Raw genomic sequence first — 26,143 nt, forward strand, 5'->3', positions numbered from 1 at the left:
AAAGAGGATAAAACAGAGGGATACTTAAAATATCTATTACTTAAAGTACGCTTCTAATCCATCACGTTCGATGATACTGCCGACATAGAAGTCACCAAAGACACCATAACGAGCACTTGCTTCATCAAAGCGCATTTCATAGATGATTTTCTTGAACTCAAGCATGTCATCTGATAGTAGCGTTACGCCCCATTCGTATTTGTCTAGACCTTGAGAACCAGAAATGAACTGTTTGATTTTACCTGCATATTGGCGACCAATCATACCGTGATCACGCATCAATTGTTTGCGCTCATCCATCGGTAGCATATACCAATTATCGTCTAGGTCACGTTTTTTATCCATCGGATAGAAACAAATATATTTAGACTTATCTAGGCTAGGGAAGAGTCTATTTTGAATGTGAGAGATGGCAAGCATTTCCTCAGCAGTCTTATTACCACCTAGATAGCTACTCATTTCAATGATTGAAACATAAGAGTATGTTGGAACTAAGAAATCTCCAATACCAAGTTTATTGATTTGAAGTTCAAGTTTAGTTAATTCTTCTGGCGTGTTTCTTAAGAACCAGAAAATCAAATCTGCTTTGTGTCCCATAACATTGTAGAAAGCATAGTCACCTTCTTTATTGTTGTGAACAGCTTCTTGTTCAACCAAGAATGTCCGGAGTTCTTCTAACAAGGCATCTTTCTCTTCATCATCTAAAACTTTAAATGCAGCCCAATCCACGCTATAAAGTAAATGTAAGCTATAATAACCTTCTATTGTACTGACCGGTTCGCTCATTCTATTCTCTCCTTTTGATATATATATAACTCTATTTTAGTTAGTAGAAAACGTTTTAACAACAGATTATGTTTAAAAGATGTGACAGAACCAGTATAATAATATATAAAGTAATTCACCGAGGAGGCCATAATGAGTAACTTTATTACGAATCTTAAAAACAACTTACATGGTGAAAAAATTAAGATAGTGTTCCCAGAAGGTATTGATAAGCGCATATTAACTGCCGCTTCACAGCATTCAAAGAATAGCTATGTGCATCCAATTGTTCTTGGGGATACTGATGAAATAATAAGAATAGCAAAAGAAGAAAATATAGATATAGATTACTTAGAAATTATAAACCCAGCAACTTCTGAATTAAGTCAGAAACTCGCGGATGAATTTCAAACAGTAAGAAATGGCAAGGTAACTGCAGATCAGGCAGTCGAAATTATCGGTACAAACGTAAACTATTTTGGCACAATGCTGGTACATACAAACTATGCACAAGGTCTTGTATCAGGCGCTATGCATTCTACACCAGACACTGTTCGCCCGGCGCTTCAAATCATTAAAACTAAAGAAGGTGTCTCTAAGACAAGTGGTATCTTCTTCATGCGTCGTGATAATGAATTATATGTCATGGGTGACTGTGCCATTAACCCGACATTGACTGCTGATGAATTGGCTGAGGTTGCAGTGGAAACGGCGAAAACAACAGCAAGTTTTGGTGTTGAACCAAGGGTTGCCTTATTGAGCTTCTCATCTAAAGGTTCTGCGAAGACTGAAGAAGCAGAACGTGTGCGTCTCGCAACAGAATATGCACAAAACAAATTACCTGATGCGATTATTGATGGCGAGTTACAGTTCGATGCGGCCTTTGTACCAAGTGTAGCGGAGAAAAAATCACCAAACTCACCTTTAAAAGGAAACGCTAATGTATTCATCTTCCCATCACTAGAAGCGGGAAATATCGGTTACAAAATTGCACAAAGACTCGGTGGCTTTGAGGCATATGGGCCAATTCTTCAAGGTTTAAGAAAGCCTGTTAATGATCTGTCTCGTGGTACGACAACAGAAGAGGTTTATAACCTAGCTCTATTTACTGCAACACAAGTTGTTGCAAATTGTGAAGGCGATAGTAATGAGTGAGACTTACTTCACAGGTAAAACTGTTGAAGTGATTCACAAGTATCATACAACACATCCCTTTGAATCCTTTGCTTTCGATGATTTTTTACAACATCAAGTATCAGAAGATAACACTCCAAAGATTCGTTTTTGGCAGCACAGTCCATTTATCATCTTAGGACTACAAGATGCACGTCTGCCTAAGTTGAATTATGGCTTAGATTTTTTAAATGATGCAGGTTTTGAATTTATCGTTCGAAATAGTGGGGGACTCGGTGTCGTACTTGATGATGGTGTGTTGAATATTTCACTTGTCTTACCTAAGGCGGATTTCCAGTATATAGAAGATGGTTATGATATGATGGTAGAGTTGGTTCAAACTATGTTTAAGGACCAAGGTATTGAAGCATATGAAATTCATGATAGTTATTGCCCAGGTACATATGATTTAAGCATTGATGGTAAAAAATTTGCTGGTATTTCACAACGCCGAATCAAGGACGGGGTGGCAGTACAGATTTATTTATCTGTTACGGACAGTGGTAGTGAACGTGCTAAATTAATGAAGGATTTTTATAAGTATGCACGTGCAGTAGAAAGTGAGAAATTTACTTATCCCTTGATTAATCCAGAACATATGGCTTCTCTAAATGAGCTCTTAAAAACAAACTTTAGCGTTCAAGAAGTTGAGGCGCTCACCTTAAAAGTACTTGAGAAAATGGGTGCGAATGTTGTGGATTTCAGAGAGTTATCAGAAACGGATAAGACAGTCTATGAACGTTTTACAGATAATATCAAAAACCGCAATAGTAAATATATGAACGCTAACTAACCAGTATTTTAAATACTGGTTTTAATTTGTCAGAAAGAAGGAATTTAATGTCAAACAGTGTCTACGCACTAAAAATATGGACCAAGGAATTTATAGCGATTTTTGCCTTTCACTTTATTCTAATGGGTGCGATGTATTCAACTTTAGTAACGGTAGGAAACTACACCATTGAAAAATATGATATCAATCCAAGTATTGCTGGTTTTACGGCGAGTATTTTTATTGTCGGTGTTCTAATCGGTCGCGCAGTGACAGGGTATCAAATTAACCATCTTGGTGCTCGGAAAATTATGGTTATCGGAACTAGCCTGTATTTTTTAACTTACATTTTATATTTCTTTGATTTTGGCCTAACATTCCTCTTGGTGACACGTCTTTTAAATGGTCTCGCAACAGGTATTATCTCGACAGCACTCAATACACTCGCAACAATTTCTGTCCCTGAAGAGCGTAGGGGTGAAGGAATAAGTTACTTTAGTTTAAGTATGGTAGTTGCGAGTGCAGTTGGACCCTTTATTGCTTTCTTATTACTTGAAGTAATTACCTTTGAAATGATGTTAGTATACGTCGGCGTACTCATGGTTTTAGTTGTGTTGATGATCCCAATGATAAAAATTAATAACATAACTAAAGAGACAGCAGTTAAGCCGACTAAATTTATTCTGATAGAGAAAAATTCTCTACGAATGTTGATGCCTATATTCCTAATGGGGTTAGCATATTCCAGTGTATTATCATTTTTAAATACTTATGCAATTGAAATTGATGTTGTGACTGCTGCGAGTTTCTTCTTTATTGTTTATGCAGTAGCGGTCTTATCGACCCGACCATTTACGGGGCGCTTAATTGACCAAAAGGGACCTAATATGGTCATCTACCCGACATTTATTCTAATGGCGATTGGCTTTTTAATTCTTGGAAATACGACCTCCGGACTGCTTGTACTAGTCGCAGGTTTCATTATTGGTTTAGGTTTTGGTAACTTCCAATCGGCTGCCCAGATTATCTGTGTGAAAGTGGCACCGAAAGAAAATGTAGGTCTTGCCACATCAACTTACTTTATTATTTTAGAAATCGGCTTAGGTTTTGGCCCAGTTTTACTCGGTCTTTTGATACCATTTGTCGGATATGACGGTATGTATCTGTGGTTGATTCTCCCAATTCTCATAGCTGGTTTATGTTACATGCTTTTTGTTGGAAAAAGAGCCAACCGATTTCAAAGCTAATGTGAGCTATTGGTTGTTAATCGTAAATTTATGATATTATTGGATTGAAAAAGGAGGCGTCACCCATTGGTAATGAGCGAATATACTCACAAGCAACTGCAAGAAGAAAAAGTATTTAAAGATCCAGTTCACCGATATATTCATGTCAGAGACCAGGTGATTTGGGACCTTATTAAAACTAAAGAGTTTCAACGCCTGCGTAGAATAAAACAACTCGGGACTCTGTATCTTGCTTTTCATTCGGCAGAACATTCTCGCTTCAACCATTCGCTAGGCGTCTATGAAATTGTGCGACGTATGATTGATAACTTTGAAGAATATCCTGAGTGGAACAAGGATGATAAGTTGCTCGCACTTACTGCAGCACTCCTACATGATTTAGGTCATGGACCGTTCTCCCATAGCTTTGAAGATATTTTTCATACTGACCATGAGGAATTTACAAAGAAAATTATTTTAGGTTCAACAGAAGTCAATGAGGTACTATCGAGAGTTTCTCAAGACTTCCCAGAACAAGTGGCAGCAGTTATAAATAAGACACATCCAAATAAATTAGTTATCAGCATGATTTCAAGCCAAATTGATGCTGACCGTATGGACTACCTGCAGAGAGATTCTTATTATACAGGAGTCAGTTATGGTAATTTTGATATGGAACGTATATTAAGAGTGATGCGACCTTCAAAAAATGAAGTGTTGATCAAAGAAAGTGGGATGCACGCTGTTGAAGACTACCTGATGAGTCGTTATCAGATGTATTGGCAGGTGTATTTCCATCCCGTGTCACGTGGTGGGGAAGTACTTTTAAATCTTATTTTAAGACGTGCGAAGCATCTCTACCAGTCTAGCTATAATTTTAAACAAGCACCAACATATTTCATCCCTTTCTTTAATGAGAATGTAACTGTTGAAGATTATTTACGACTTGATGAAATGGTTGTGAACTTTTACTTACAAGAGTGGATTCGTGAAGACGATGAAATTCTCAGCGATTTAGCAAGTCGTTTTGTAAACAGAGATTTATTTAAATACTTGCCGTTTGATGGCTCTATAATTACAATTTCTGAACTCAATGATTTGTATAGACGAGCTGGCCTAGACCCTAACTATTATGTATTTAGTGATAGTTATTCTGATTTACCATATGACTACGACCGCCCTGGTCAAAAAACAAATCGTCAGCCGATTCATCTATTGAGATCGAATGGTGATATTAGAGAAATTAGTTCACAATCTGCCATCATTAATTCAATTACAGGCTTGCATCGTTTAGGGTCTCGTCTGTATTATCCGAAAGAGAAAATTTTAGCCATCGAAGATTTGAGTGTAAAGGCGGAAATTATTAATTTACTAAACGAACTTGATTAGGAGGGTTCAATTTGGCAGATGAAAAACCAAAGAAAAAGCCAGGATTTCAATTTAATATTATAAAAAATGACCCACTTGATGGTCATAGAGGACAAAATTTTGGTTCAATTAGTCTAGAAAACATTGCACCAATATATATTAATATTGAAACGAAAGAAGCAGTATTAGATATCGGCGGCTTACATGGTAAAGCTGAAGTTGAAAAAAGAGTGAAGTGGATTACGGATAAGACTGAAGCCGAAGGTGAAGATGCTAAAGAGTATTATCTTGTTTGGATAGCAGTCGAACGTAAGGAAGTTGGTCCTGTCTATAACGGGGCAGGTGCTTGTTATTTAATGGTTAATAAGGAAAAACGTCGCGGCTATAAAATGATGCATGAACACGTAAATAGTTTAGATGATGCAATGAAAGGTCGCATTAAGCTTGAGCTTCTGGATCAGGGCTCAAAAGATGCACTAATCGACTTTTTACAACAACATAATGAAGAAATGTGGAATAACTCAGACCGTATGCAGGAAGCACTCGGTGTTCAGTCCTAGCAAATATGTCTTTTTTATGACTTTCTAAAATTACGTTGCACATTCCTAAATCTATGGATAAAATATATTATAGTTATAGTGATATAACTAGGACACTTAGGTGGGGCGAAAGCCCTGCCTTTTTTATGTTTTAGGCGTCAATTTACATGCATTGTGCTATAATTTGTAATATTGAAGGTGATAAAATGAACGCTCCAAATCAAGGTATGTATAAGCTATCTCAAATCGTTGATATGCATGGTGAGAAAAATGAATACAAACAAGATTTAAACGTTTCAGTCATAGATAAAGAAGACCGTTATTTGCGTTATACAGAATCATTGGATGAACATGAGCTAAAAGTCACAGTTAGAATAAGTGATTGTAATATAAAATTACAGAGACGTGGCATTATCAATATGAATTTTCACTTTGAAAAAGGTATGAGAACATCAACATTTTATGATTCTCCAGCCGGCCGACATCAGTTTGAAATATTGACGCATGAACTGGATGCTAGTGACACAGGCTTGTATATTGAATATGATTTATTTGAATCGGGGTCACTACTTGGTCACTACAAATATAAGTTAGAGAGGGCTTAAATATGGATTTAAAACAACAACTTAAAGAAGCGATTGAAAGTGCAATCAAAAGTGCAAACTTAGTCGAAGAATCAGATATGCCTAGTGTAAAAGTCGAAGTTCCAAAAGATAAGAATAACGGAGACTTTTCTACTAATGCAGCGATGGTTTTGACTAAACTTGCGCGTAGAAACCCTCGAGAAATTGCTGAATTAATCATTGAAAAACTGGATAAAGAAAAAGCAAGTGTAAGTGAAGTCAGCATTGCAGGACCAGGTTTTATCAATTTTAAAATGGAAAGTAAAGAACTCTTAAACGTTATATTTAAGGTTCTAAACCAAAAAGAAAACTATGGTCGTTCAGAGCTTGAAACAAAAGAAAAAGTGTTAATCGAGTATGTTTCTGCAAATCCTACAGGCGATCTTCACATTGGTCATGCGAGAAATGGTGCAGTTGGTGCAACACTTTCTAATATCATGGATTTTGCTGGCTATGATGTCACACGTGAATACTATATCAACGATGCCGGTAATCAAATTAACAACTTAGCACGTTCCATAGAAGCACGTTATTTTGAGGCTTTAGGTCAAGGGTTGAACATGCCGGAAGATGGTTATAACGGTAAAGATATTAAGGTGATTGGTGAAAAGTTAGCTGAGGCTCACCCTGAGTATAAAGATTTAGATGAAACTGCACGTATTAGTAAATTTAGAGACCTTGGTGTCGAATATGAAATGCGTAAACTAAAAGAAGATTTAAGCGATTTTCGTATTCACTTTGACAACTGGTTTAGTGAAACCTCACTATACGAAAGTGGCGAAATAGATGAAGCGATGACCAAGATGAAAGACAATGGTTTCATCTATGAAAGTGATGATGCGACATGGCTACGCACAACAGACTTTAAGGATGACAAAGACCGCGTTATCGTGAAAAAAGACGGGACCTTCACATATCTAATGCCAGATATTGCTTATCACTATGACAAAGTGGAGCGTGGATATGATAAGTTAATTAACCTCTTTGGTGCAGACCACCATGGTTATATTAACCGTCTAAAAGCATCACTCGGTGCTTTAGGTGAGAACCCGGAGAAGTTAGAGATTGAAATCATGCAAATTGTCCGTTTAATTGAAAACGGTCAAGAAGTGAAGATGAGTAAACGTACTGGTAAGGCAGTGACGATGCGAGATTTAATCGATATGATTGGTGTTGATGCTGCACGTTACTTCATGGTTATGCGCTCAACTGATACGCATTTTGACTTTGATTTAGACTTAGCACGTAGTGAATCCTCTGATAATCCGGTTTACTATGCACAATACGCACACGCTAGAATATGCAGTATTTTACGTCAAGCGAAGGAAAGTGGTTTTGATATAGACCAAACAGTTGCAGTGGATGTAATCACCAACGAGCAAGCACTTGAATTACTGAAGAAAATATTAGAATTTCCTAATATTGTTCGAGGTGCAGCAGAAGCTCGTGCGACACAAAGAATTCCAAATTACATCCATGACTTAGCTGCGAGCTTCCATAAATTCTATAATGCTGAAAAAGTACTAGGAGAAAATGACGATAAGACACGTGCTTATATTTTAATGATTGAAGCCGTTCGTCAAACTTTAGAGAATGCCCTAAGATTAATAGATGTGAATGCACCTGAAAGAATGTAAGTAACTAAGAAGGGGTTGGGAATATTTTTGCCCAGCCCCTTTTTGTATGTCATTTTATAAATAAATCACCCTACAATAGACAGTGTAACTTTATTATAATGATGCTAAAGGAGATGGTGATTATCAAAAAATTACCTAGGCACACAAAATTATTTTTCTTAACCTTATTTACGATAGTTATGACAGCCTGTTCTAATGAATCCGCTGTTGATCAGAGCTCGAATGAAGATATGAATATTATTTCTTTGATACCAAGTAATACGGAAATCATCGCAGAGCTTGGTTCAACAGAAGACTTGGTGGGCATTACAACAGTAGATACATACCCTGAGGATTTGTCTGAAGATTTAACAAGGCTGGATACTTTTGATTTAGATGAAGAGGCTATGATGGCTCTAGATCCAACACATATTATTTCACATGCTTCAAACCATGATGCGAACAAGGATATTATTGACCGTGTGGCTGATAATACAGGTGCTGAAATCTTAGTAGTAGACGATGCGCAATCAATTGATGCAATTTACGATACGATAACACAAGTTGGTGATTTTATTGATAAGCGTAGTGAAGCTGAAAATTTAAATACTGAACTTCAAAAAGAACTTACAGACCTTAAAGCCACTTATGAAGATCAACAAACTGATGATAGTGTGCTGCTCCTAGTGTCAGTGGTACCAGATATTTATATTGCAGGTGATGATACCTTTATTGATGACTTTTTGGAAACTTTAGAAGTAGAGAATGCTTTTGATGATGTCGAAGGTTATCCATCTGTTACATCGGAAGAGTTAATTGCACGTGAACCAACGAAGGTGATCTCAACATCTGGACAAGATAATGAAACATTATCTGAAGAAATTTCTAGTATCTCTGGGCTAGATACAACTGAGATTGCCGATGAACGCAACCAATGTATTCCAAATCCAGATACGATTTCAAGACCAGGTCCTAGGTTCGTTGAAGGCTTAGAAGAAGTCGCTCAGTGTATATATGAATAAGACAAATGTTGTTCTATCAATAATCTTAATGCTCTGTCTGGTTGTTAGTGTGTTTGTTGGATCTGTTAGTTTCTCTGATGTGTCTACAATGCAGTCATATACAATCATGCTAGATGTGAGATTGCCAAGAGTGTTAATGGCAATTTTCCTTGGAGCAAGCTTAAGTATGAGTGGGGCAGTATTTCAAATTATCTTGAAAAATCCGATGGTGGATAGCTTTACTTTAGGTATGGCTAATGGGGCGGTTCTCGGTTCAGCTTTGACAGTGATTACAGTCATCCCTGTTATCTTCGCACCAATTATGAGCATCATTTGTGGTCTTTTGACCATGGTACTCGTGCTAATAATTGCACGGCGTTTAGATTTGTCTTACCGTCCAGAAACATTAATTATAACCGGCGTTCTACTGGGTTCATTACTCTCGGGTATTTTGTACTTGATTATCTTAGTTAATCCAGAAGATACACAGAACATCTCAAGGTACATGTTTGGCTCCTTGAGTGGCGTAAATTACTACCAAGTTGCCGTCGTTATGGTGCTGACATTTATTGCATTTATCTTGTTAATAAGATATGGCAGACAGTTAGATTTGTTAAAGTTAGGAGATATTCGGGCACATGCCTTAGGCGTCAATGTGAGTAAAATACGCCCGATGTTATTAATGACCGCTGCTGTTCCGCCACTTGTTGCCTTAGGTTACACCGGTATTATTGCTCTTGTAGGCATTATCGTTCCTCAGGTGATTATGTACCTTAAGCCGATGCCATTTATCCCGTTGTTAAAACGTTCGATTCTTGTTGGTGCAATCTATGTTCTAATCGTAGATACTTTAGGGCGTACACTTTTTGCACCAGTTAGCATTCCTACAGGTGTTATGGTCATGTTATCTGCTGTTCCTATATTTATATATCTCTTATATCAACGCACATTAAGTACTAAAAAATGAAGCCATTTCATTCATTCGTTAGTAGGGTGAACTAAAGAGTGTTATATTAATTAAAAAGGGGGATTTTTAATGACAAAAGTTTCAATCGAAGACATTTTTGATATACAATCCGTTTCTGCACCAAAAGTCGTCCCAAATAGCTCGAGCGTGACGTATTTAACGAGTCGTACTGATAAGGACGAGGATACGTACTATGCCTACCTTCATTCTCACAATGGCCAAGGCAACATTCAACTTACATATAAAGATGAAGTAATCGGTAATGTGTGTCATGCCTATAATGGAAATATGACAGCCTTCACAGCACCTGATAAAGACAAAAAAACACAGATCTTCATACTCCGTCACACAGGTGGGGAACGCGAACAAATTACCTTTGAAAAAGATGGTGCATCTAACCCAGTCTTTAGTTCAGATGATGAGACAATTTATTATTCTGTCAGAGAAGGAAAGGACACAAAAGAGTCTGAAGAAGAAAAAGATAGTAAAACACCGAAACCGACGATTATTAATAAAATGAAATATAAATCTGATGGTGGGCCATCACCATATGGAATATTTCCCGAGAAATATTCACAGATTAAAAAAGTAAACATTCATACTAAAGAAACAGAAGTGGTCTTAAAAGGCGAAGCGAACTATCAACTTCATGACTTAACAGATACTGGTTTTATTTACTCAACTGATCAAAGTGATAATCCAGATTTCAATTTTTCTTCTAAACTGTATTTACGTAAAAACGGTACGGATCAATTGTTACGTTCAGACATGAATGTCTTTAAAGCGGAATTATCACCAGATGGGTCACATATTTTAATGACAGTGATGACACGTCAATATAAGAATGCAACACACCCACATATCGAAGTTTTGAATCTAACTACAGGCGATATTATTGATGTCACTACAGCACTCGACAAACCAGTCGGTGGCTTAGTCGCACAAGATACCCAACAAAATATTGACGGTAATCCGACGAAGTGGATTTCAAATAGTGAGTATGTTTTTATCGTGTCGGAATTTGGTAGTGTGAACTTATACCAAGGAGACATTAATGGGCATATTAAGCCACTTTACCGTGGCGACCATAACATTTTTGGTATGGATGCAGATGAGTCAGGTGCCTACTTAACAATTTCAACGCATGTGTCACCGAGTGAACTATATAAATTTGATTTTGAAACAGAAGAACTTGTTCAATTAACCGAAGTCAATAAGGACTACGTATCGAAAACAACACTCGTTGATCCAGAAAAAATTGAGTTTTCTAGTTTTGATGAGACGACAGTTCACGGTTGGTTCATGAAACCAGCTGATTATCAGGCTGGTCAAATCTATCCGATGGTAACCAATATACATGGTGGACCACATGCCTTATATGCCAATACGTTCTTCCATGAGATGCAAGTGTTAGCAGCGAAAGGCTATGCCGTATTATTTATTAATCCTAGAGGGTCACACAGTTATTCTCAGGAGTTTGTTGATGCTGTAAGAGGGGATTACGGTAACGGTGACTATAAAGATATTATGGCCGCAGTGGACTATATTACCAATAAGTATGATTGGATTGATCAAGATAATTTAGGTGTAACAGGTGGATCATATGGTGGCTTTATGACCAACTGGATTGTAGGGCATACGAACCGTTTTAAAGCAGCTGTGACCCAGCGCTCAATTTCGAATTGGATTAGCTTTAGAGGGGTCTCAGATATTGGTTATTACTTTACAGATTGGCAGATTTTAGCTGGACTTGATGATCTTGAAAAATTGTGGCATCACTCACCTTTGAAATATGCGAAACAAGTTGAAACACCTTTACTTATTTTACATGGTGAAGAAGATATTAGATGTCCAATCGAACAAGCAGAGCAGTTCTTTATAGAGTTGAAATATCACGGTAAGGAAACTGAGTTTGTCCGTTTCCCATCTTCTTCTCATGAGCTTTCACGTTCAGGAAAACCGAGTTTACGTCTCGCAAGATTAGAACAAATCACAGGATGGTTTGATAAGTACATTTCATATTCTGAGGAGGGAAAATAGATGGCGAGCAAAATCGATGAATTAGCAGCAAGTGTCGAAGCGGATTATTCAATAATATCTAATCCATTAAACATTTTTTACTTTACCGGTGTACGCTTAGACCCACATGAACGATTGTTACTCTTGTTAATCGATAATCAGTCAAAAGAAACAACGATGATTTACCCAGCACTAGATGGTGAAACAGTGAAAAATAATACGGATTTAGATCATTACCTTCCACATGATGATAAGGAAGATGCATTTTCATATGTCTTTAAGACAATTCCAAGTGATAAGACGATCGCAGTCGAAGGCAGTCATCTAATCTATGATCGTTACCTTAGGTTGATTGAACAATATCAAGCTGAGAATATTCAGACCCTTGATAATCACATCAATTACTTACGTGGAATAAAAGATGACCATGACAAAAATGAATTACAACGTGCCGTCGATATGACAGAAAAGGCACTAGAGAATCTTAAAACATTTACTGTTGAAGGCAAGACAGAAATGGAAGTGTCAGACTTCCTGGTCAAACAATTTAAATCTTATGGTGCAATAGGACCAAGTTTTGGACCAAGTGTATTAACAGGTAAAAAATCTGCCTTACCACATGGTGACACGGGCAATGCCGTCATCCAAAAAGGAGATTTCTTGTTAATTGATTTCGGAGTTGTATCGGATACAGGTTATGTTTCAGATATGACACGAACTTTTATTGTTGGAGAAGCGACTGAAAAGCAAGAAGAAATCTATAAAACAGTGTTGAATGCAAATCTTGCAGGTATTAAAGCGAGTCAAGAAGGAACAGAACTCTCAAATATCGATAAAAGTGCGAGACAGGTTATCGAAGATGCAGGGTACGGTGAGTATTTCATGCACCGTATTGGTCACGGTCTTGGCTTAGATATCCACGAGGCACCTTCTGTTCATGGTGAAAACAAAGATAAGTTAGAAGCGGGGAATGTGATTACCATAGAACCAGGAATATACATTCCTGATTTTGGCGGTGTCAGAATCGAAGATATGTTGTATATTGAAGATGATAATACAATTAATCTCAACGCATTTCCAAAAGATTTTGAATCGATGATTATACAATAAACCCTAGGAGCTGTATGAAGACATGACGAAAGATACAAGAATTGAAGCAGACTTTCTTGGAGAAAAAGAAATTAATAATGATGCCTATTATGGAGTTCAAAGCCTAAGAGCTTTAGAGAATTTCCCAATTACAGGTTATCGTTTAAACACGGACTTAATCAGAGCCCTTGGTATGGTCAAAAAGGCAGCGGCTATTGGAAACCATGAGAATGGCGTCTTAGATGAGGAAAGAAAAAATGCCATTGTCCAAGCGAGTGAAGAAATTATAGACGGTCAGTGGCACAGTCATTTTATCGTAGATCCAATTCAAGGTGGTGCTGGGACTTCGACAAACATGAACGCAAATGAAGTCATTGCAAACCGTGCACTTGATATCTTAGGAAGAGAAAAAGGTGACTATGACTTTGTGAGTCCGAACAACCATGTCAATATGTCACAATCAACAAATGACGCCTTCCCAACTTCGCTCCATATTGCATTTTTAATACGTGCAGAAAGCTTGTTAGAAACGATGAACACGATGAAACAAGCATTTGAAGCGAAGGCAACGGAGTTTGATCACGTCATTAAAATGGGACGTACGCATCTTCAAGATGCCGTACCAATTCGCCTAGGTCAAGAATTTAGTGCTTACGCTAAGGTCTTATCAAGAGATATTCGCCGTGTATCAAACGCTTTAGAAAATCTTTATGAAATCAACATCGGTGCAACTGCAGTTGGTACTGGTTTAAATGCAGACCAAAAATACATTGATACAGTTGTTGAAGAACTTAGAAACCTTACAGGCTATCCTTTTAAATCTGCAGAAAATCTTGTTGATGGAACTCAGAATACAGATGCCTATACTGAAATTTCTGCAGCACTTAAAGTATGTATGATGAACATGTCTAAGGTTGCAAATGACTTAAGAATGATGGCTTCAGGACCAAAAGCGGGTCTGAATGAAATCAATCTTCCTGCACGTCAGCCAGGTTCTTCAATTATGCCTGGCAAAGTGAATCCGGTTATGGCTGAAGTGATTAATCAAATTGCCTTCCAAGTCATCGGTAACGACAATACCATTTGTCTCGCATCAGAAGCTGGACAGTTTGAATTAAATGTTATGGAACCCGTGCTTGCATATAACCTACTTCAATCCATAGACATTATGAACAATGGCTTTAGAGTCTTTACAGAAAAATGTATTGCAGGTATTACAGCTAATGAAAAACAGATGTCGGAATACGTGGATAAGAGTATCGGTGTAATCACAGCACTTGTGCCTCACATTGGCTATAAGAAAGCATCATCAATTGCACGTGAAGCGATGGCAAGTGGTGAACCAGTAAGAGACATATGTAAGAAATATGATGTCCTTTCAGAAGAACAGTTAAATCATGTGTTAAATGCTTTTGAAATGACGAACATTGGTGTATCTAAACTGCCAGAATAAGAAGTAGAATCGCATAATTTTAAACACTGGTGATTTATCACTAGTGTTTTTTTGTGATTAAACTGTCTCAACAGATTTTTATGATTAATAAGTGTAAAATAGTAAGTATAAAAGTAGTCAAAGAGCTGGGGGATTATGTCTATGGATATTCAAACTTTCTATCAGACTTATTTAGGAGAACATGAACTGGTCAGAGCCAGTTTGTTTAACTCTGTAAATTTTACGAGTATGGATGAGTTGATTGACTATAAATTAAAAGAACTTAGTGATGCGGCTTTACAAGCTGAAATTTTTGAACATCTATCAATGGCAGAAGCCAAACTCATCAGGCGTTTAGCAGCAGAAGAAAGCCATGATGAAGTCCACAGGGTTGCATACAATCAAAACAAATACTCTACCTTAATCGACTACCAGTACATTTTAGAGGATAATGTCAATCAAGGTGTGATTCATGAAGATATCATCAATCACTTAAATTACGGTCTGAGAAAAACAGGTATTTTCCCATTTGAACCGATGTACATTCCAGACTCACAAGAGATTAAACCTAGTGAACTGTCAAGATTTGAACCCATTTTTAAGGGTCCAATCTACTGGCTCTATAATAATCTGACCTTCATTAAATTACGAAAAGTAATGTCGAAATTAAATATTAAATCCATCGGACAATATAAGGACGATTATTTATCCGAAGTCACTGCTCATATTGTGACTAAAGAATCATTAGAACTTGCGATTTCTCTCTTAGATCGGGAGTTAGCCAATGAAGTGGCGCATAAAGTTAAAGAGGATGATTACCTTTATGCAAATCACCCACGCTGGCAAGATGCTGTAGAAATGGGCCTATTAGTTAAGGTTCATAAAGATTACCTGATCATGCATGAAGATGTATTGACGACCTTAAAACAAATAGACTTTAAAACTATCAACCATATGACGACAGCACGTGTCAGTGAAAACTACAACGCTTACCGAATTATGTTGTCTATTAATGGAATGGATGAGATCTATAGAGAAATTCAATTACCAACACGTTTAAACCTCTTAGAATTAGAAATTGTCATTTCTGAAGCATTTGGTTGGCAGAATACCGGGAGCGGAGATTTTGTCACGGACGATGAAGTTCTAACAGATCTTGAATCCTCACCGAAAAATGTCCGTATGGCGGATGTGTATTTACAAGGTGGTCCAGTTCAATACCTGGCATCATCAGATGATTATTATGTCGTCGATATTGAAGTTGAGGACTATATAAATATAGAAAAGGCACTACCTAAAGTCCTGTCTTACGGTGGCCCAGTCCCAATTGAAGGTATCGGTGACATCGACCAACTTCAGGATATCCTCACTATACTACAAGATAAAAACCATCCGGACTATGTGAGCACCTATGCCAAGGTTAGAAATAAAAACTTTAGGGAACGCTATCCGGTCAGTGCTGTAAATAAACAGCTTCTAAAACTATTTAACAGAGGTAGCCCAATTACTTAAGGAGAATCGAGATGGAGCTAGCAACATTTTATAAGACGTATTTAACATATTTACATCTAGATAAAGTGGGAGAGTCTTTATCCCAACTAGATAAGATAGTAGAAGAAAAAATAGAAGAAGCAAAATCGGATGACTATCTCACCTTACTTGGAGATAGCTTAAAAATGGAAGAAATTGAGTTAATCAAGCGTTATTCTAACGCCTTAACAGGTGACAATATCATTACCTTGCCTTTCAATCCTGATGATAATCCATTTTTAATTTACAATCATCACCTCTTATACATTGGCGACGGCGAAGGGGTAATGCATGAAGAAGTGATCGATGGGATATTAAGGAACTTTGGTTCAACAATCCATTTAGCACCCTTACCAGAAGGTATTAATGTATCAAATGTAACGTTGAATAATGCAGAATATACCACAACTGTAAATTTACTAGACTATCCAATTATCGAATATTATGACTTATTATTAACAGAAGAGCACATGAATCTTGTGGCAGAAAACTTAGACTTAGACCTTGAAGAGTACAAGACAAGACCACAAATTATTAATGCAATTTCTAAGCGATTAGTCCATAAAGAATATATGGAAGAAAAATTAAAGCTCTTTGATGAAGATGAATTAGAGAGATTTAAAGAGAAAGTACAAGCCGGACAAGTTTTATTTACAGAAGAAGAGGGTAACTGGGATACATTCCTTGCTACTGGCATAATTATGCCTTATCTTCCTAATGTTGCAATCTTGCCTTTAGTTCTGTTCCATTTCTTTAAAGAAGAAATTTTCGATTAAATCAAGAAAAGGGGTTATGAACAATGTCATTAAAAGAAAAGATTTTTAAACAATTAGAAGAAAATGAAGAACGAATGATTGAAATTAGACGTCATTTACATGAAAATCCAGAGTTATCATTTGAAGAAGAGAAAACAGCACAGTTTATCGAAGAATTTTATAAAGACAAAGATGTGACTCTGACAACAAATGTGGGTAATGGCTATGGCATTATCGTGGAAATAGAAGGTGGAGCTGGTGAAGGACCGACAATCGGACTGCGTGCGGACTTTGATGCTCTACCAATTAAAGAAGAAGCAGATGTTGAGTTTAAATCTAAAAATGAAGGTGTCATGCATGCCTGTGGACATGATGGTCATACGGCTTACATGTTAATTTTAGGGGAAGCTTTAATCGATCTTAAAGATGAGTGGAAAGGTAGAATTAAGCTCATTCACCAACATGCTGAGGAAATTCCACCAGGCGGTGCCAAAAGTATCGTAGAATCAGGCATCTTAGATGATTTAGATGAAGTATATGGTATTCACCTCTTCCCAACGATTGAAGTAGGTGATATTACAGTGTGTGCAGAAGAAGCGATGACAGGCCGTTCAAACTTTGACCTTAAAATCCAAGGCTCAGGCGGTCATGGCGCAATGCCACACACTACTAATGATGCACTTGTTGCAGGTGGTTACTTTGTCACATCAGCACAAACAATCGTCTCCCGTCGTATGGATCCAAATGACTCTGTGGTTGTGTCAATTACAGCCTTTGATGCACCAGGTGGTTACAACGTAATTCAAGACAGTGTAACACTTCGTGGTACAGTACGTTATTTATCTATGGATAATATGGAACCAGTCTATGAAGAAATGAAAAATCTGGTTGAAGGACTAGAAAGAAGCTACGGCGTAGATTGCACTTTAGACTATGTCTATGACTATCCAGTTCTATATAACACACCAGAAATTATAGATGAAATTGAAGCGACTTTAGAAGAGAGCGCAGGCACATACTTCCATAAAGTTTACCGTGCCAAACCACAAGCTGCTTCAGAAGACTTTGCGTATTACTTAGAGAAAAAACCAGGCGCATTCATCTTTGTCGGTGCTAAACCAGAAGGCGTAGAAAATGCCTACCCGAACCACCACCCTAAATTCGAAGTCAATGAAAAATCATTGCTGATTTCAGCAAAAGCATTAGCTGATATTGTCTTGAATAAGATTCAATAGTCATGCTTTAGGTGTTGCACGTACGTGAAAAGCAAACGAGTTGACTCTATCAAAATATAAGTCGGTGTGAAGGAGATAACTATGAAACCAATTCATACAAAGTACTCAAAAAACAATCCTGGACACTATGTGCCTGCCATGGAGCATAATGGCACACTCTATATTTCAGGACAGCTGTCTATAGATAATGAAACAGGGAAAATTCCGAGTGGTGGCATCAAGGTTGAAACTGAACAAGCACTAAAAAACTTAGATGTTGTGTTAGAAGCTGCTGAAATTACTAGAGAAAATATCATTATGTGCCGTGTCTACACACCTGATGTGAAGTATTGGGATGAGATCAATGTCATCTACAGTGAATATTTCAAAGATCACAAACCTGCACGAGCAATTGTGCCGACAACACCACTGCATCATGATTGTCTAATTGAAATTGAAGCAGTTGCTAATATGGAGCAATAAGTAGCTTGAAATGATAAAGCCATAAACATTATATTTAAAAAAATGGAGTGTTAATATGTCTAGTGTCAATCTTCCTGAATATACTTTACTTAGTAAATGTGAGTTACCTGCAGAAGTTGAAGAAATTATGATTGATGATGAAAGGTTTGTCACTGCTTTTAAAACATACAGAGATAGTGTGACATTCACCAACAAAAGAATTGTCTTCGGAGATTCACAAGGACTATCAGGTAAAAAAGTAGAGGTCTATTCAATCCCTTATAGCACGATCAATGCTTGGTCAAGTGAGAATGCTAAAGGTATTTTTGATGTAAATGCTGAGGTTGAGCTGTGGACTAGAGCGGGCCATTTAAAACTTAAACTTGGTAAAGGTATAGATATAAGGGAAATAGATAGACTATTAGCTAACGCTATTTTGTAATTTAATTCTGTAAGAAGCTGCTTAGGAATCCTTGATAGGGTTTACTAAGCAGCGTTTATTTTTATGCAATTATCTATCAACTAATTCTTTGAGATCCTCATGATATTCTTTACTTATTTCTTCTGCTAAGTTCAATAATTCTTCTTTATTCATAACCAACACTCTCCATATTTACAGAACTGTTATCCTCTATTCATTCTCCAATTCTTTAATATACTTTTCCAGTTTCTCTTTATCCTCACCTGAAATCTCAGGGAGTTTAGGGTCAATTTTCTCTAACACATGGATCATAACCTCTGTAATAATTCGACGACTATGCCATTCATCATCTGCGGGTAAAATGTACCAAGGGCTATGCTGGGTGGAAGTATTATTAAGCATATCTTCAAACGCCTTCTGATATTGATTCCATTTCTTACGTTCCTCAACATCAGAAAATGAGAATTCCCACTGCTTGTCAGGGTTCTTCATTCTTTCTAATAGTCTATCTTTCTGTTCTTTCTTAGACATATTGAAGAAAAACTTAATGACAGTAAAGCCATTTTCACATATATATCTTTCATAATCATTAATCTGTCGATAACGTTGTTCAAATATATTATCGTCTTCGTCATCCAGTAGATTATGGACCTTAGTGGCAATGATCTCTTCATAGTGAGAACGATTTAAAATCGCAATCTCACCACGATCTGGTTCTCCTGCATGAATTCTTCGTAGATAATCTTTTTTCTTATCCACTTCTGATGGTTTACCAAAAGAAGTAACTTTTAGACCTTGAGCATTTAAATTAGAAAATATATAAGAAATTGCTTCATCCTTACCAGCAGCATCTATGGCTTGTAAGACGACCATAATACCGTGTTCTTCTTCAGCGTTTAATTTTAAATGTAAATTTTTTAGTTTTTCAACAAGTGGTGGAATGATATTTTCTTTAATGTCATCATTATCTTTTTTCATTCCCTCACTTGTTTTATAATCTTTTAATTTTATATCTTTAGTACCTGGTACTTTATAATTAGATAAATTCATATTATCACCTCTGTTTTCAAATATTTACCCCTATCAACTAGTTAGAAACACGATAAATTTCATTAATTATGGGTATGTAATAAGTGTGAATTTAAGGCGAAAAACAGAGGAGATATAGAATGGAAAAAGAAAGATTATTTTAGATTGTGATCCTGGTCACGATGATGCTGTCGCAATGTTAATGGCTTATGCCCATCCTGCGATTGATTTACTCGGAATTACGATTGTGTCTGGGAATCAGACCTTAGATAATACTGTACGAAATGGCTTAAGTGTTGCACAGTTATTAGATATAGATGTAGACATTTACGGTGGGATGTCTGAACCGATTGTGCGTGAACAATTAGTAGCAGGCAATGTTCATGGTGAATCAGGTATCGATGGTCCAGTGTTCGATGAACTTCAGCGCTCAGCTAAAGAACAGCATGGTGTGCAATACATTATTGATACACTGATGAATAGCGATGGGGACATTACACTTGTACCAACAGGACCATTATCAAATATTGCTATGGCAATGAAATTAGAGCCAGCAATTTTACCGAAAATTAAAGAGATTGTCTTGATGGGCGGAGCTTATGGTAATGGGAACTTCACGCCATCAGCGGAGTTTAATATTTTAGCAGACCCTGAAGGGGCATGTAGTCTTTAAATCAGGTGTGCCAATCGTGATGATGGGCCTTGATGTGACAAATCAAACCCTCTGTACTCCAACAGTAATATAGAGAATGGAGGCAGTAGGGAATAAGGCAGGAAAACTGTTTGGAGACTTACTTAGATTCACTTTAAAGACTCAATATGAAGAATTTGGTTTAGAAGCGGGGCCAATTCATGACGCGACAACAATAGCATATCTGATTGATCCGAGCTTATTTGAAGTTAAAGAGATGTTTGTAGAAGTGGATATCAATAGAGGACCATCATACGGTAGAACTGTGTGTGATGAATCGAATGTCTTAAAAGAAGAACCAAACGCAAAAGTAGGAACTGGAATAGATAATGATAGATTTTTTGATTTAGTCGAAGAGTGTATAAGGATGTATTAAGAAAAAGTCACTTAGGAATCATTGCCTAAGTGACTGCTTAATTATCTTCATTGTCATTTAACATTGGGTGTGAATCTAAAAATGCCATAGTTGGCATGTAAACGATAGCCATAATTGTAGCTGTGATAAGATGCGTTGACTCAAAGTTACCATCATTTAGCGCGATTCTTGATGCTAAAACTATTGCAAACATGCTTAAACCTTGCGGTATATATTTTTAAAGAAACTTCTTAATTACAAACACCTTCTAGTTTGTAATTAACCACTATATAGTTATATAAAACGTCCTTCTTAATCTTCAGTTTTAGTGACTTGTCTTTCTCTAGTTTCTTGAATTAACCAAGGACTATTTTTCTCCGCTTCAATTTTTCTATTATCTGCCTTAATTCGATCAAGGACCTTTTGCATTTCTTCATTCTCTAACAGATAATTCTCTTGTTTCAATCTCTCTAATTCTATTTCCTTATCTATTTGTTTTAAACGGATTTTCTCCATATCCTGTTTATGAGATAAGAATGTGCTGAGTGCACCTACACCAATTGCCAGAATGACAATTATAGCAAACCACATTCTGCATCAGCTCCTTTATTCTAGATTGTTTGGATAGACGATGGTACTTATCATAATATATCCAAATATTCTCAATGTCTTCTTAACCTTTTCCCGTGATGCACAATCATACCTATAAATATTAATATCCAAGTTATCAAGGCAATCACAAAAGTGATGTCTGAGATAATCATAAGAAAAGATAGTTCTAGTGCTTGAGATAAATTTATGGTTCCGACAGTGTACATTGCTAAAGGGAAAGGCATCCCCCATAGATCTGGGCTGTAATTTAGAGGTACTTTGTTGATGACATGACGCCATACGCCCAGCACAACGAGTAGTGGAATCCACCATGTCCCAAATGCCCAGAAGAAGAGGGTAGTGGCTTTTATGAATGATTCAAATTCCAAGATGAGTCCTAATCCATTTAAAATGAAAACGGCTCCAGCTAAAGTGGTAATTGCTAAGGCACCCATACTAATCCAGTAGGGTGGTGTGAGCGACATAGCTTCCATTTCATAAAACATTAATCTATAAAAAATCAAAACAATGAATGATTGCTAGGTACAGCATACATGCTAAAAAGAAGAGGCAGAGTGATATAAACATGATAATGTCTTCATAGTTTGATGGTGACTGCATAAGTACACCAAGTATGGCTAAGGATTGTGTTGAGACAATAAGTAACAGCCAACCGCCATTGATTGATTCGTTTATTAAGGGTTTTGATTTTTTAATAATTAGGATGGTGAAAAAACTATATATTAAAACGATCCATAAAATGAGTATGAGGACCCATATGTAAAAACCTAAAATTGGCATATTAGAAATTATGCTTAACTGACTACCAATCACGGAACTTGCCGCAATAAAAGTGAAAAAACCAGGCCCTTTGATTTCATTTATGAAATCTAACCAGACAGCCTTTGTATTAACTGAAAGTCTGATGATGTTTAATACTTTTAAGGCAAAATAGACCGCGATATTTAAGTAGAGTAAAATCTCTGCAAATAAATGATAACCTAAATACCAGACAAATAGAGTGGACCAGTTGCCATGACCATGGCAAAATAGCCTGGGTAAAAGTGTTCTGTTTGTCGTTTTAAAAAATTGATCATGTGTATCACACTTTCTAAATTCTACAGTAAAGCGCGTACCGTAAATGCGGTACGCGCTTTATATTATATCTTATTCAGCAAACATCTTCATTACACCGTTAGCAACTGCAAGATCGAAGTATCCGGCACCAACGCATTTGTAAAGTGTGATTTCTTCATCGTTTTGGCGAAGGTAGTCACCATCAAAAATATCTGCTAATGTCCCTTTGATGTCATCCCAGCTTATGATGTCTTTATCTACAGCATCAATGAGTTCCCCGGCTTCTTCTTTGGCACCATGCATGTCGTCTACATAAATCTGATCAGCTCTTTCGACGATTTTATGATCCATTTCTCTCATTTCAGGTGTGAATGAGCCGACGCCATTAATGTGTGTACCTGGTTTTACAAGTGCACCGTTATAAACTGGTGTTTTACTTTGTGTTGCGCAGTTGATGATGTCACTCATTTCGACGAGTGCATCGACATCGGATACGACTTCTATATCAGACCAAATTCCGAAATCTTCTAAGCGTTTTTTAAAGTCTTCCGCCTTACTTTCTGTACGATTATACAAGTAAATTCTTTGGATATCTCTGACTTGAATAACGCCGAGAACTTGTTCAAATGCCATGTTTCCTGTACCAATGACTCCTAATGATCTAGCATCTTCTGTGGCAAGCTTATCTGTCGCAATAGCTGTCATCGCACCTGTACGTAGGCGTGTTAGGTAAGATGCATCCATCGACGCCTTATGCTCGCCGTCTGTTAAGTCAGTGACTAAGATATTACCCTGGGTCGTTGGCATATTTTTATTACTTGGGAAAATAGACACTGTTTTAATAATGGAAACTTGACTACTGATACTTATACAAGGCATATACAACATAGAATTATCTTCACCAGCCGGTAGTACAGTACGAATGGATTCTACGATCTGATCATTCTTATAGTCATCAAGGATACTTTTAACATCTTCAATGGCATGCGTAATTTTATACTTTTCTTCAATTTCTTTGTCTGTCAATGTAATCAAAGTATTCACTCCTATTAAGCTTCAATATTTTTAAGTCGATCTTCACGGTCCTGAGCATTTTCCCCACGTATCGCCATGACAGCTACAATTGAAACGATAGCGGTCATAATAATGTAAAGTGATACAGGGATACTTGAACCGTTAAACTGATTCATTAAGAATTCAGCAATCAATGGTGCAGATCCCCCAGCGACTGCGGCACCAATTTGATAACCGAGTGTGACTCCAGTATAACGTACTTCTTTACTGAAAGATTCAGAGAACATCGTACCGAGAATCGCAGTAATCGGCGGCCAAATCACTACAAGGCCTAAGAAGGTCGCGAGTATAACTAAAGCAGGTTCATGTGTATTGACAATGTAGAAATATGGAAAGCCGTAGATTAACATTGCCACAGCACCGACTAAGAACATTTTCCTTCTACCAATTTTGTCGGATAAACTCCCCATAATCGGAATCATAATCGTTGTTCCGACGGAAACTGCCATGATGGATAACATCATAAATTCGAAAGATACATCAAGTGTCGCAACGCCATAACCAACAATGAAAGTAGTAAATATATAGAATGGTCCAGTTTCTACGAATTTAGCCCCTGATGTAATCAGTACTTCTTTTGGATGTTTTTTAAAGATCTCAACGATTGGTAACTGACGAACCTCATTCTTTTTAGCAGCTTCTCTTTGCATTTCTTGGAATGCAGGTGTCTCATCTAGCCCTTTACGGATTAATAGACCAATAACTACAAGTAGTAAACTAAAGATAAACGGAATTCTCCATCCCCAAGCTAGAAAAGTTTCTTCAGGCATAGCCCAAGTTAATAAGAAGAAAAAACCGTAAGCTAAGACTAAGCCAATCGGAATACCCATTTGTGGGAAACTACCGAAGAGCCCACGTTGCTTCTTTGGTGCATACTCTGTTGCGAGTAGTAAAGCCCCGCCCCATTCTCCACCAATACCTAAACCTTGAATTAAACGGAAAAGAAGTAGTAAAAGAGGTACCGCGACCCCAATTGAAGCGTATGTAGGTAAAAGACCAATCCCTGCAGTCGCTAAGCCCATCATGCTTAAAGTAATAATTAATGTTTTTTTACGGCCGACACGGTCTCCGATATGGGCAAAAATAACCCCGCCCAGTGGACGAATGAAGAATGATAGTGCCAAACCAAAATAAGCTAATATTGTTGATAAAAATTGATCATCAGTGACGAAGAACTGAGTGTTAAAAATAATGCTAGCAACAGCAGCATATAAGAAAAAGTCAAACCACTCAATCGACGACCCAATTAAACTTGCAGATAAAACTTTTGCACGTAGTTTTTTATCCATAGTAAACCTCCCCTTTGTATACGATTACATTATCATGATTTCGGGACATTATAAAGCTGTATTGTCATTGAGTTGATAGAATTTTTAGATTATAATCAAATGAAGGGGGATGACGATGTTAGAAGAGAAATTAAAAGCATTAGTATCAAAGCAAGCAACAGATAATATAGCCTATCAAATTGAATATCAAGGGAAAGTATATACACATCGGCAAGATCATATCTTTCGCTCAGCAAGCATAACGAAAATTCCTTTATGTTTATCCGCCTTAAAAAAAGGTGAATTACTAGATGAAAACCCAAGGCTCGATGCGAGTAAGAAAGTGATGGGATCGGGTGTCTTACATTCGATGGAAGATACTAGAACAATGACGCTACATGACCTAGTGACCATTGCACTAATTGTGTCTGATAACACTGCGTCAAATGTACTAATGGATTATGTCGGCTTTGATCAGATGGACAAAGACTTTAAAGAGTGGGGTCTAAGGGATACCGAATTAAAAAGTCATTATATGAATATGAACGCAGATCCTAATAAAATGTATAATATTGCGACAGCATCAGGTATGATGACAGCACTTAATTTAATATATGAAGATAATGAGTATATATCACAACCCATTAGAGATAGAATGAAACGCTTATTAAGACAACAACAATTTAACGACCGAGTTGGTGGTACTTTGGATGATGGTGGTGAAGAAAATCATATCACTGTGTCATCAAAAAGTGGTACAATCGATAAGCTAGAACATGATGTCGGCATATTTAAAATGGATAAGGAAATATTAAAGTTTGCAGTCCTCAGTCAAGGTTGGCCGACAAACTTAGATGGACGTCAATTTCTCATTGAAGTCGGGCATTTATTGAAAGCTGAAATGGAGTAGTAATTTCCGGTTATAGAGTTGCTTTATATATCGTTCTATCTTAAAGTAGATGATATGCTGACTCGTGATTCCGTAGCTCAGCGGGAGAGCACTTCGTTGACATCGAAGGGGTCGGTGGTTCAATCCCACTCGGAATCATAGATGACCGGAACGCTTTAGACGTTCCGGTCTTTTTT

General features: G+C 37.1%; 28 protein-coding genes and 1 tRNA gene. 21 read left to right on the forward strand and 8 right to left on the reverse strand.

Going from position 1 to position 26,143, the window contains the following annotated elements:
- Positions 1–36: 36 nt before the first annotated feature.
- Positions 37–786, reverse strand: coding sequence for a hydrogen peroxide-dependent heme synthase (gene hemQ, locus JEM45_RS08965; protein WP_198687326.1), 750 nt, complete (start codon positions 784–786; stop codon positions 37–39).
- A 132-nt stretch (positions 787–918) separates the two neighbouring features.
- Between hemQ and pta the strand changes: the two genes are divergently transcribed.
- The 17 genes from pta (at position 919) to JEM45_RS09050 (ending at position 18,993) form a co-directional block, all read left to right on the forward strand.
- Positions 919–1,920 (forward strand): phosphate acetyltransferase, encoded by a 1,002-nt coding sequence (gene pta / locus JEM45_RS08970; RefSeq protein WP_198687327.1) that lies wholly within the window; start codon positions 919–921, stop codon positions 1,918–1,920.
- Positions 1,913–2,731, forward strand: coding sequence for a lipoate--protein ligase family protein (locus JEM45_RS08975; protein WP_198687328.1), 819 nt, complete (start codon positions 1,913–1,915; stop codon positions 2,729–2,731). The genes pta and JEM45_RS08975 overlap by 8 nt, the downstream gene beginning before the upstream one ends.
- Positions 2,732–2,778: 47 nt before the next feature.
- Positions 2,779–3,957 (forward strand): MFS transporter, encoded by a 1,179-nt coding sequence (locus JEM45_RS08980; RefSeq protein ID WP_198687329.1) that lies wholly within the window; start codon positions 2,779–2,781, stop codon positions 3,955–3,957.
- 72 nt (positions 3,958–4,029) lie between these two features.
- Complete coding sequence (locus JEM45_RS08985; RefSeq protein ID WP_198687330.1) at positions 4,030–5,325, forward strand: HD domain-containing protein; 1,296 nt, start codon at positions 4,030–4,032, stop codon at positions 5,323–5,325.
- A gap of 11 nt (positions 5,326–5,336) precedes the next feature.
- A complete protein-coding gene (locus tag JEM45_RS08990; RefSeq protein WP_026866111.1) occupies positions 5,337–5,864 on the forward strand; it encodes a YwhD family protein in 528 nt (175 codons plus the stop codon).
- Positions 5,865–6,049: 185 nt separating this feature from the next.
- On the forward strand, positions 6,050–6,448 hold the full coding sequence (locus tag JEM45_RS08995; RefSeq protein WP_026866110.1) for a YwiB family protein: 399 nt from the start codon (positions 6,050–6,052) through the stop codon (positions 6,446–6,448).
- A gap of 2 nt (positions 6,449–6,450) precedes the next feature.
- Positions 6,451–8,103 carry an arginine--tRNA ligase gene (gene argS / locus JEM45_RS09000; RefSeq protein WP_198687331.1) on the forward strand — a complete coding sequence of 551 codons (1,653 nt, stop codon included), beginning with the start codon at positions 6,451–6,453 and terminating at the stop codon, positions 8,101–8,103.
- A gap of 116 nt (positions 8,104–8,219) precedes the next feature.
- Positions 8,220–9,104: an ABC transporter substrate-binding protein gene (locus JEM45_RS09005; RefSeq protein ID WP_051220443.1), complete on the forward strand. Its 885-nt coding sequence runs from the start codon at positions 8,220–8,222 to the stop codon at positions 9,102–9,104.
- Positions 9,097–10,050 carry a FecCD family ABC transporter permease gene (locus JEM45_RS09010; RefSeq protein WP_166627003.1) on the forward strand — a complete coding sequence of 318 codons (954 nt, stop codon included), beginning with the start codon at positions 9,097–9,099 and terminating at the stop codon, positions 10,048–10,050. Before JEM45_RS09005 ends, JEM45_RS09010 begins: the two co-directional genes overlap by 8 nt.
- Positions 10,051–10,119: 69 nt before the next feature.
- A complete protein-coding gene (locus JEM45_RS09015; protein ID WP_198687332.1) occupies positions 10,120–12,090 on the forward strand; it encodes a S9 family peptidase in 1,971 nt (656 codons plus the stop codon).
- Complete coding sequence (locus tag JEM45_RS09020; protein WP_026866106.1) at positions 12,091–13,179, forward strand: aminopeptidase P family protein; 1,089 nt, start codon at positions 12,091–12,093, stop codon at positions 13,177–13,179.
- 22 nt (positions 13,180–13,201) lie between these two features.
- Positions 13,202–14,611, forward strand: a complete 1,410-nt coding sequence (gene aspA, locus JEM45_RS09025) for an aspartate ammonia-lyase (RefSeq protein WP_026866105.1) — start codon at positions 13,202–13,204, stop codon at positions 14,609–14,611.
- 141 nt (positions 14,612–14,752) lie between these two features.
- A complete protein-coding gene (locus JEM45_RS09030; protein WP_198687333.1) occupies positions 14,753–16,102 on the forward strand; it encodes an IS1096 element passenger TnpR family protein in 1,350 nt (449 codons plus the stop codon).
- A gap of 11 nt (positions 16,103–16,113) precedes the next feature.
- Entirely contained in the window at positions 16,114–16,896 is a 783-nt protein-coding gene (locus tag JEM45_RS09035) for a hypothetical protein (protein WP_026866103.1), read from the forward strand.
- A gap of 23 nt (positions 16,897–16,919) precedes the next feature.
- A complete protein-coding gene (locus tag JEM45_RS09040; RefSeq protein WP_198687334.1) occupies positions 16,920–18,110 on the forward strand; it encodes an amidohydrolase in 1,191 nt (396 codons plus the stop codon).
- Positions 18,111–18,191: 81 nt separating this feature from the next.
- On the forward strand, positions 18,192–18,572 hold the full coding sequence (locus JEM45_RS09045) for a RidA family protein (RefSeq protein ID WP_198687335.1): 381 nt from the start codon (positions 18,192–18,194) through the stop codon (positions 18,570–18,572).
- Between the two features lie 55 nt (positions 18,573–18,627).
- Positions 18,628–18,993: a PH domain-containing protein gene (locus tag JEM45_RS09050; RefSeq protein ID WP_198687336.1), complete on the forward strand. Its 366-nt coding sequence runs from the start codon at positions 18,628–18,630 to the stop codon at positions 18,991–18,993.
- Between the two features lie 189 nt (positions 18,994–19,182).
- Here JEM45_RS09050 and JEM45_RS09055 read toward each other — a convergent pair whose 3' ends face one another.
- Positions 19,183–20,022, reverse strand: coding sequence for a PPK2 family polyphosphate kinase (locus tag JEM45_RS09055; protein WP_198687337.1), 840 nt, complete (start codon positions 20,020–20,022; stop codon positions 19,183–19,185).
- A gap of 175 nt (positions 20,023–20,197) precedes the next feature.
- On the opposite strand from JEM45_RS09055, the gene JEM45_RS10960 reads away from it, so the two are divergent.
- Positions 20,198–20,674: a nucleoside hydrolase gene (locus JEM45_RS10960; protein WP_255527053.1), complete on the forward strand. Its 477-nt coding sequence runs from the start codon at positions 20,198–20,200 to the stop codon at positions 20,672–20,674.
- A gap of 76 nt (positions 20,675–20,750) precedes the next feature.
- Complete coding sequence (locus tag JEM45_RS10965) at positions 20,751–21,068, forward strand: nucleoside hydrolase (protein WP_198687338.1); 318 nt, start codon at positions 20,751–20,753, stop codon at positions 21,066–21,068.
- 37 nt (positions 21,069–21,105) lie between these two features.
- On the opposite strand, the gene JEM45_RS09070 is transcribed toward JEM45_RS10965, so the two are convergent.
- The 6 genes from JEM45_RS09070 to JEM45_RS09095 all read right to left on the reverse strand — a co-directional run bounded on the left by JEM45_RS09070 (position 21,106) and on the right by JEM45_RS09095 (position 25,078).
- The gene (locus tag JEM45_RS09070) at positions 21,106–21,261 is read right to left on the reverse strand and encodes a hypothetical protein (RefSeq protein ID WP_198687339.1); all 156 of its coding nucleotides are present in this window, start codon (positions 21,259–21,261) and stop codon (positions 21,106–21,108) included.
- A gap of 98 nt (positions 21,262–21,359) precedes the next feature.
- Complete coding sequence (locus JEM45_RS09075) at positions 21,360–21,638, reverse strand: hypothetical protein (RefSeq protein ID WP_198687340.1); 279 nt, start codon at positions 21,636–21,638, stop codon at positions 21,360–21,362.
- Between the two features lie 71 nt (positions 21,639–21,709).
- On the reverse strand, positions 21,710–22,162 hold the full coding sequence (locus JEM45_RS09080) for a tellurite resistance/C4-dicarboxylate transporter family protein (RefSeq protein WP_255527054.1): 453 nt from the start codon (positions 22,160–22,162) through the stop codon (positions 21,710–21,712).
- Positions 22,149–22,619 carry an SLAC1 family transporter gene (locus JEM45_RS11015; RefSeq protein ID WP_370545425.1) on the reverse strand — a complete coding sequence of 157 codons (471 nt, stop codon included), beginning with the start codon at positions 22,617–22,619 and terminating at the stop codon, positions 22,149–22,151. Before JEM45_RS11015 ends, JEM45_RS09080 begins: the two co-directional genes overlap by 14 nt.
- Before the next feature lie 186 nt (positions 22,620–22,805).
- Positions 22,806–23,750, reverse strand: coding sequence for an ornithine cyclodeaminase family protein (locus JEM45_RS09090; RefSeq protein WP_198687342.1), 945 nt, complete (start codon positions 23,748–23,750; stop codon positions 22,806–22,808).
- A gap of 14 nt (positions 23,751–23,764) precedes the next feature.
- A complete protein-coding gene (locus JEM45_RS09095; protein WP_198687343.1) occupies positions 23,765–25,078 on the reverse strand; it encodes an MFS transporter in 1,314 nt (437 codons plus the stop codon).
- A 115-nt stretch (positions 25,079–25,193) separates the two neighbouring features.
- Here JEM45_RS09095 and JEM45_RS09100 point away from each other — a divergent pair, with 115 nt between their 5' ends.
- Positions 25,194–25,967, forward strand: coding sequence for a serine hydrolase (locus JEM45_RS09100; RefSeq protein ID WP_198687344.1), 774 nt, complete (start codon positions 25,194–25,196; stop codon positions 25,965–25,967).
- Positions 25,968–26,033: 66 nt separating this feature from the next.
- Positions 26,034–26,105, forward strand: a tRNA-Val gene (locus JEM45_RS09105).
- The last annotated feature ends 38 nt before the right edge of the window (positions 26,106–26,143 follow it).

It is taken from the genome of Jeotgalicoccus sp. ATCC 8456 (assembly GCF_016313225.1).
GTDB lineage: Bacteria > Bacillota > Bacilli > Staphylococcales > Salinicoccaceae > Jeotgalicoccus > Jeotgalicoccus marinus.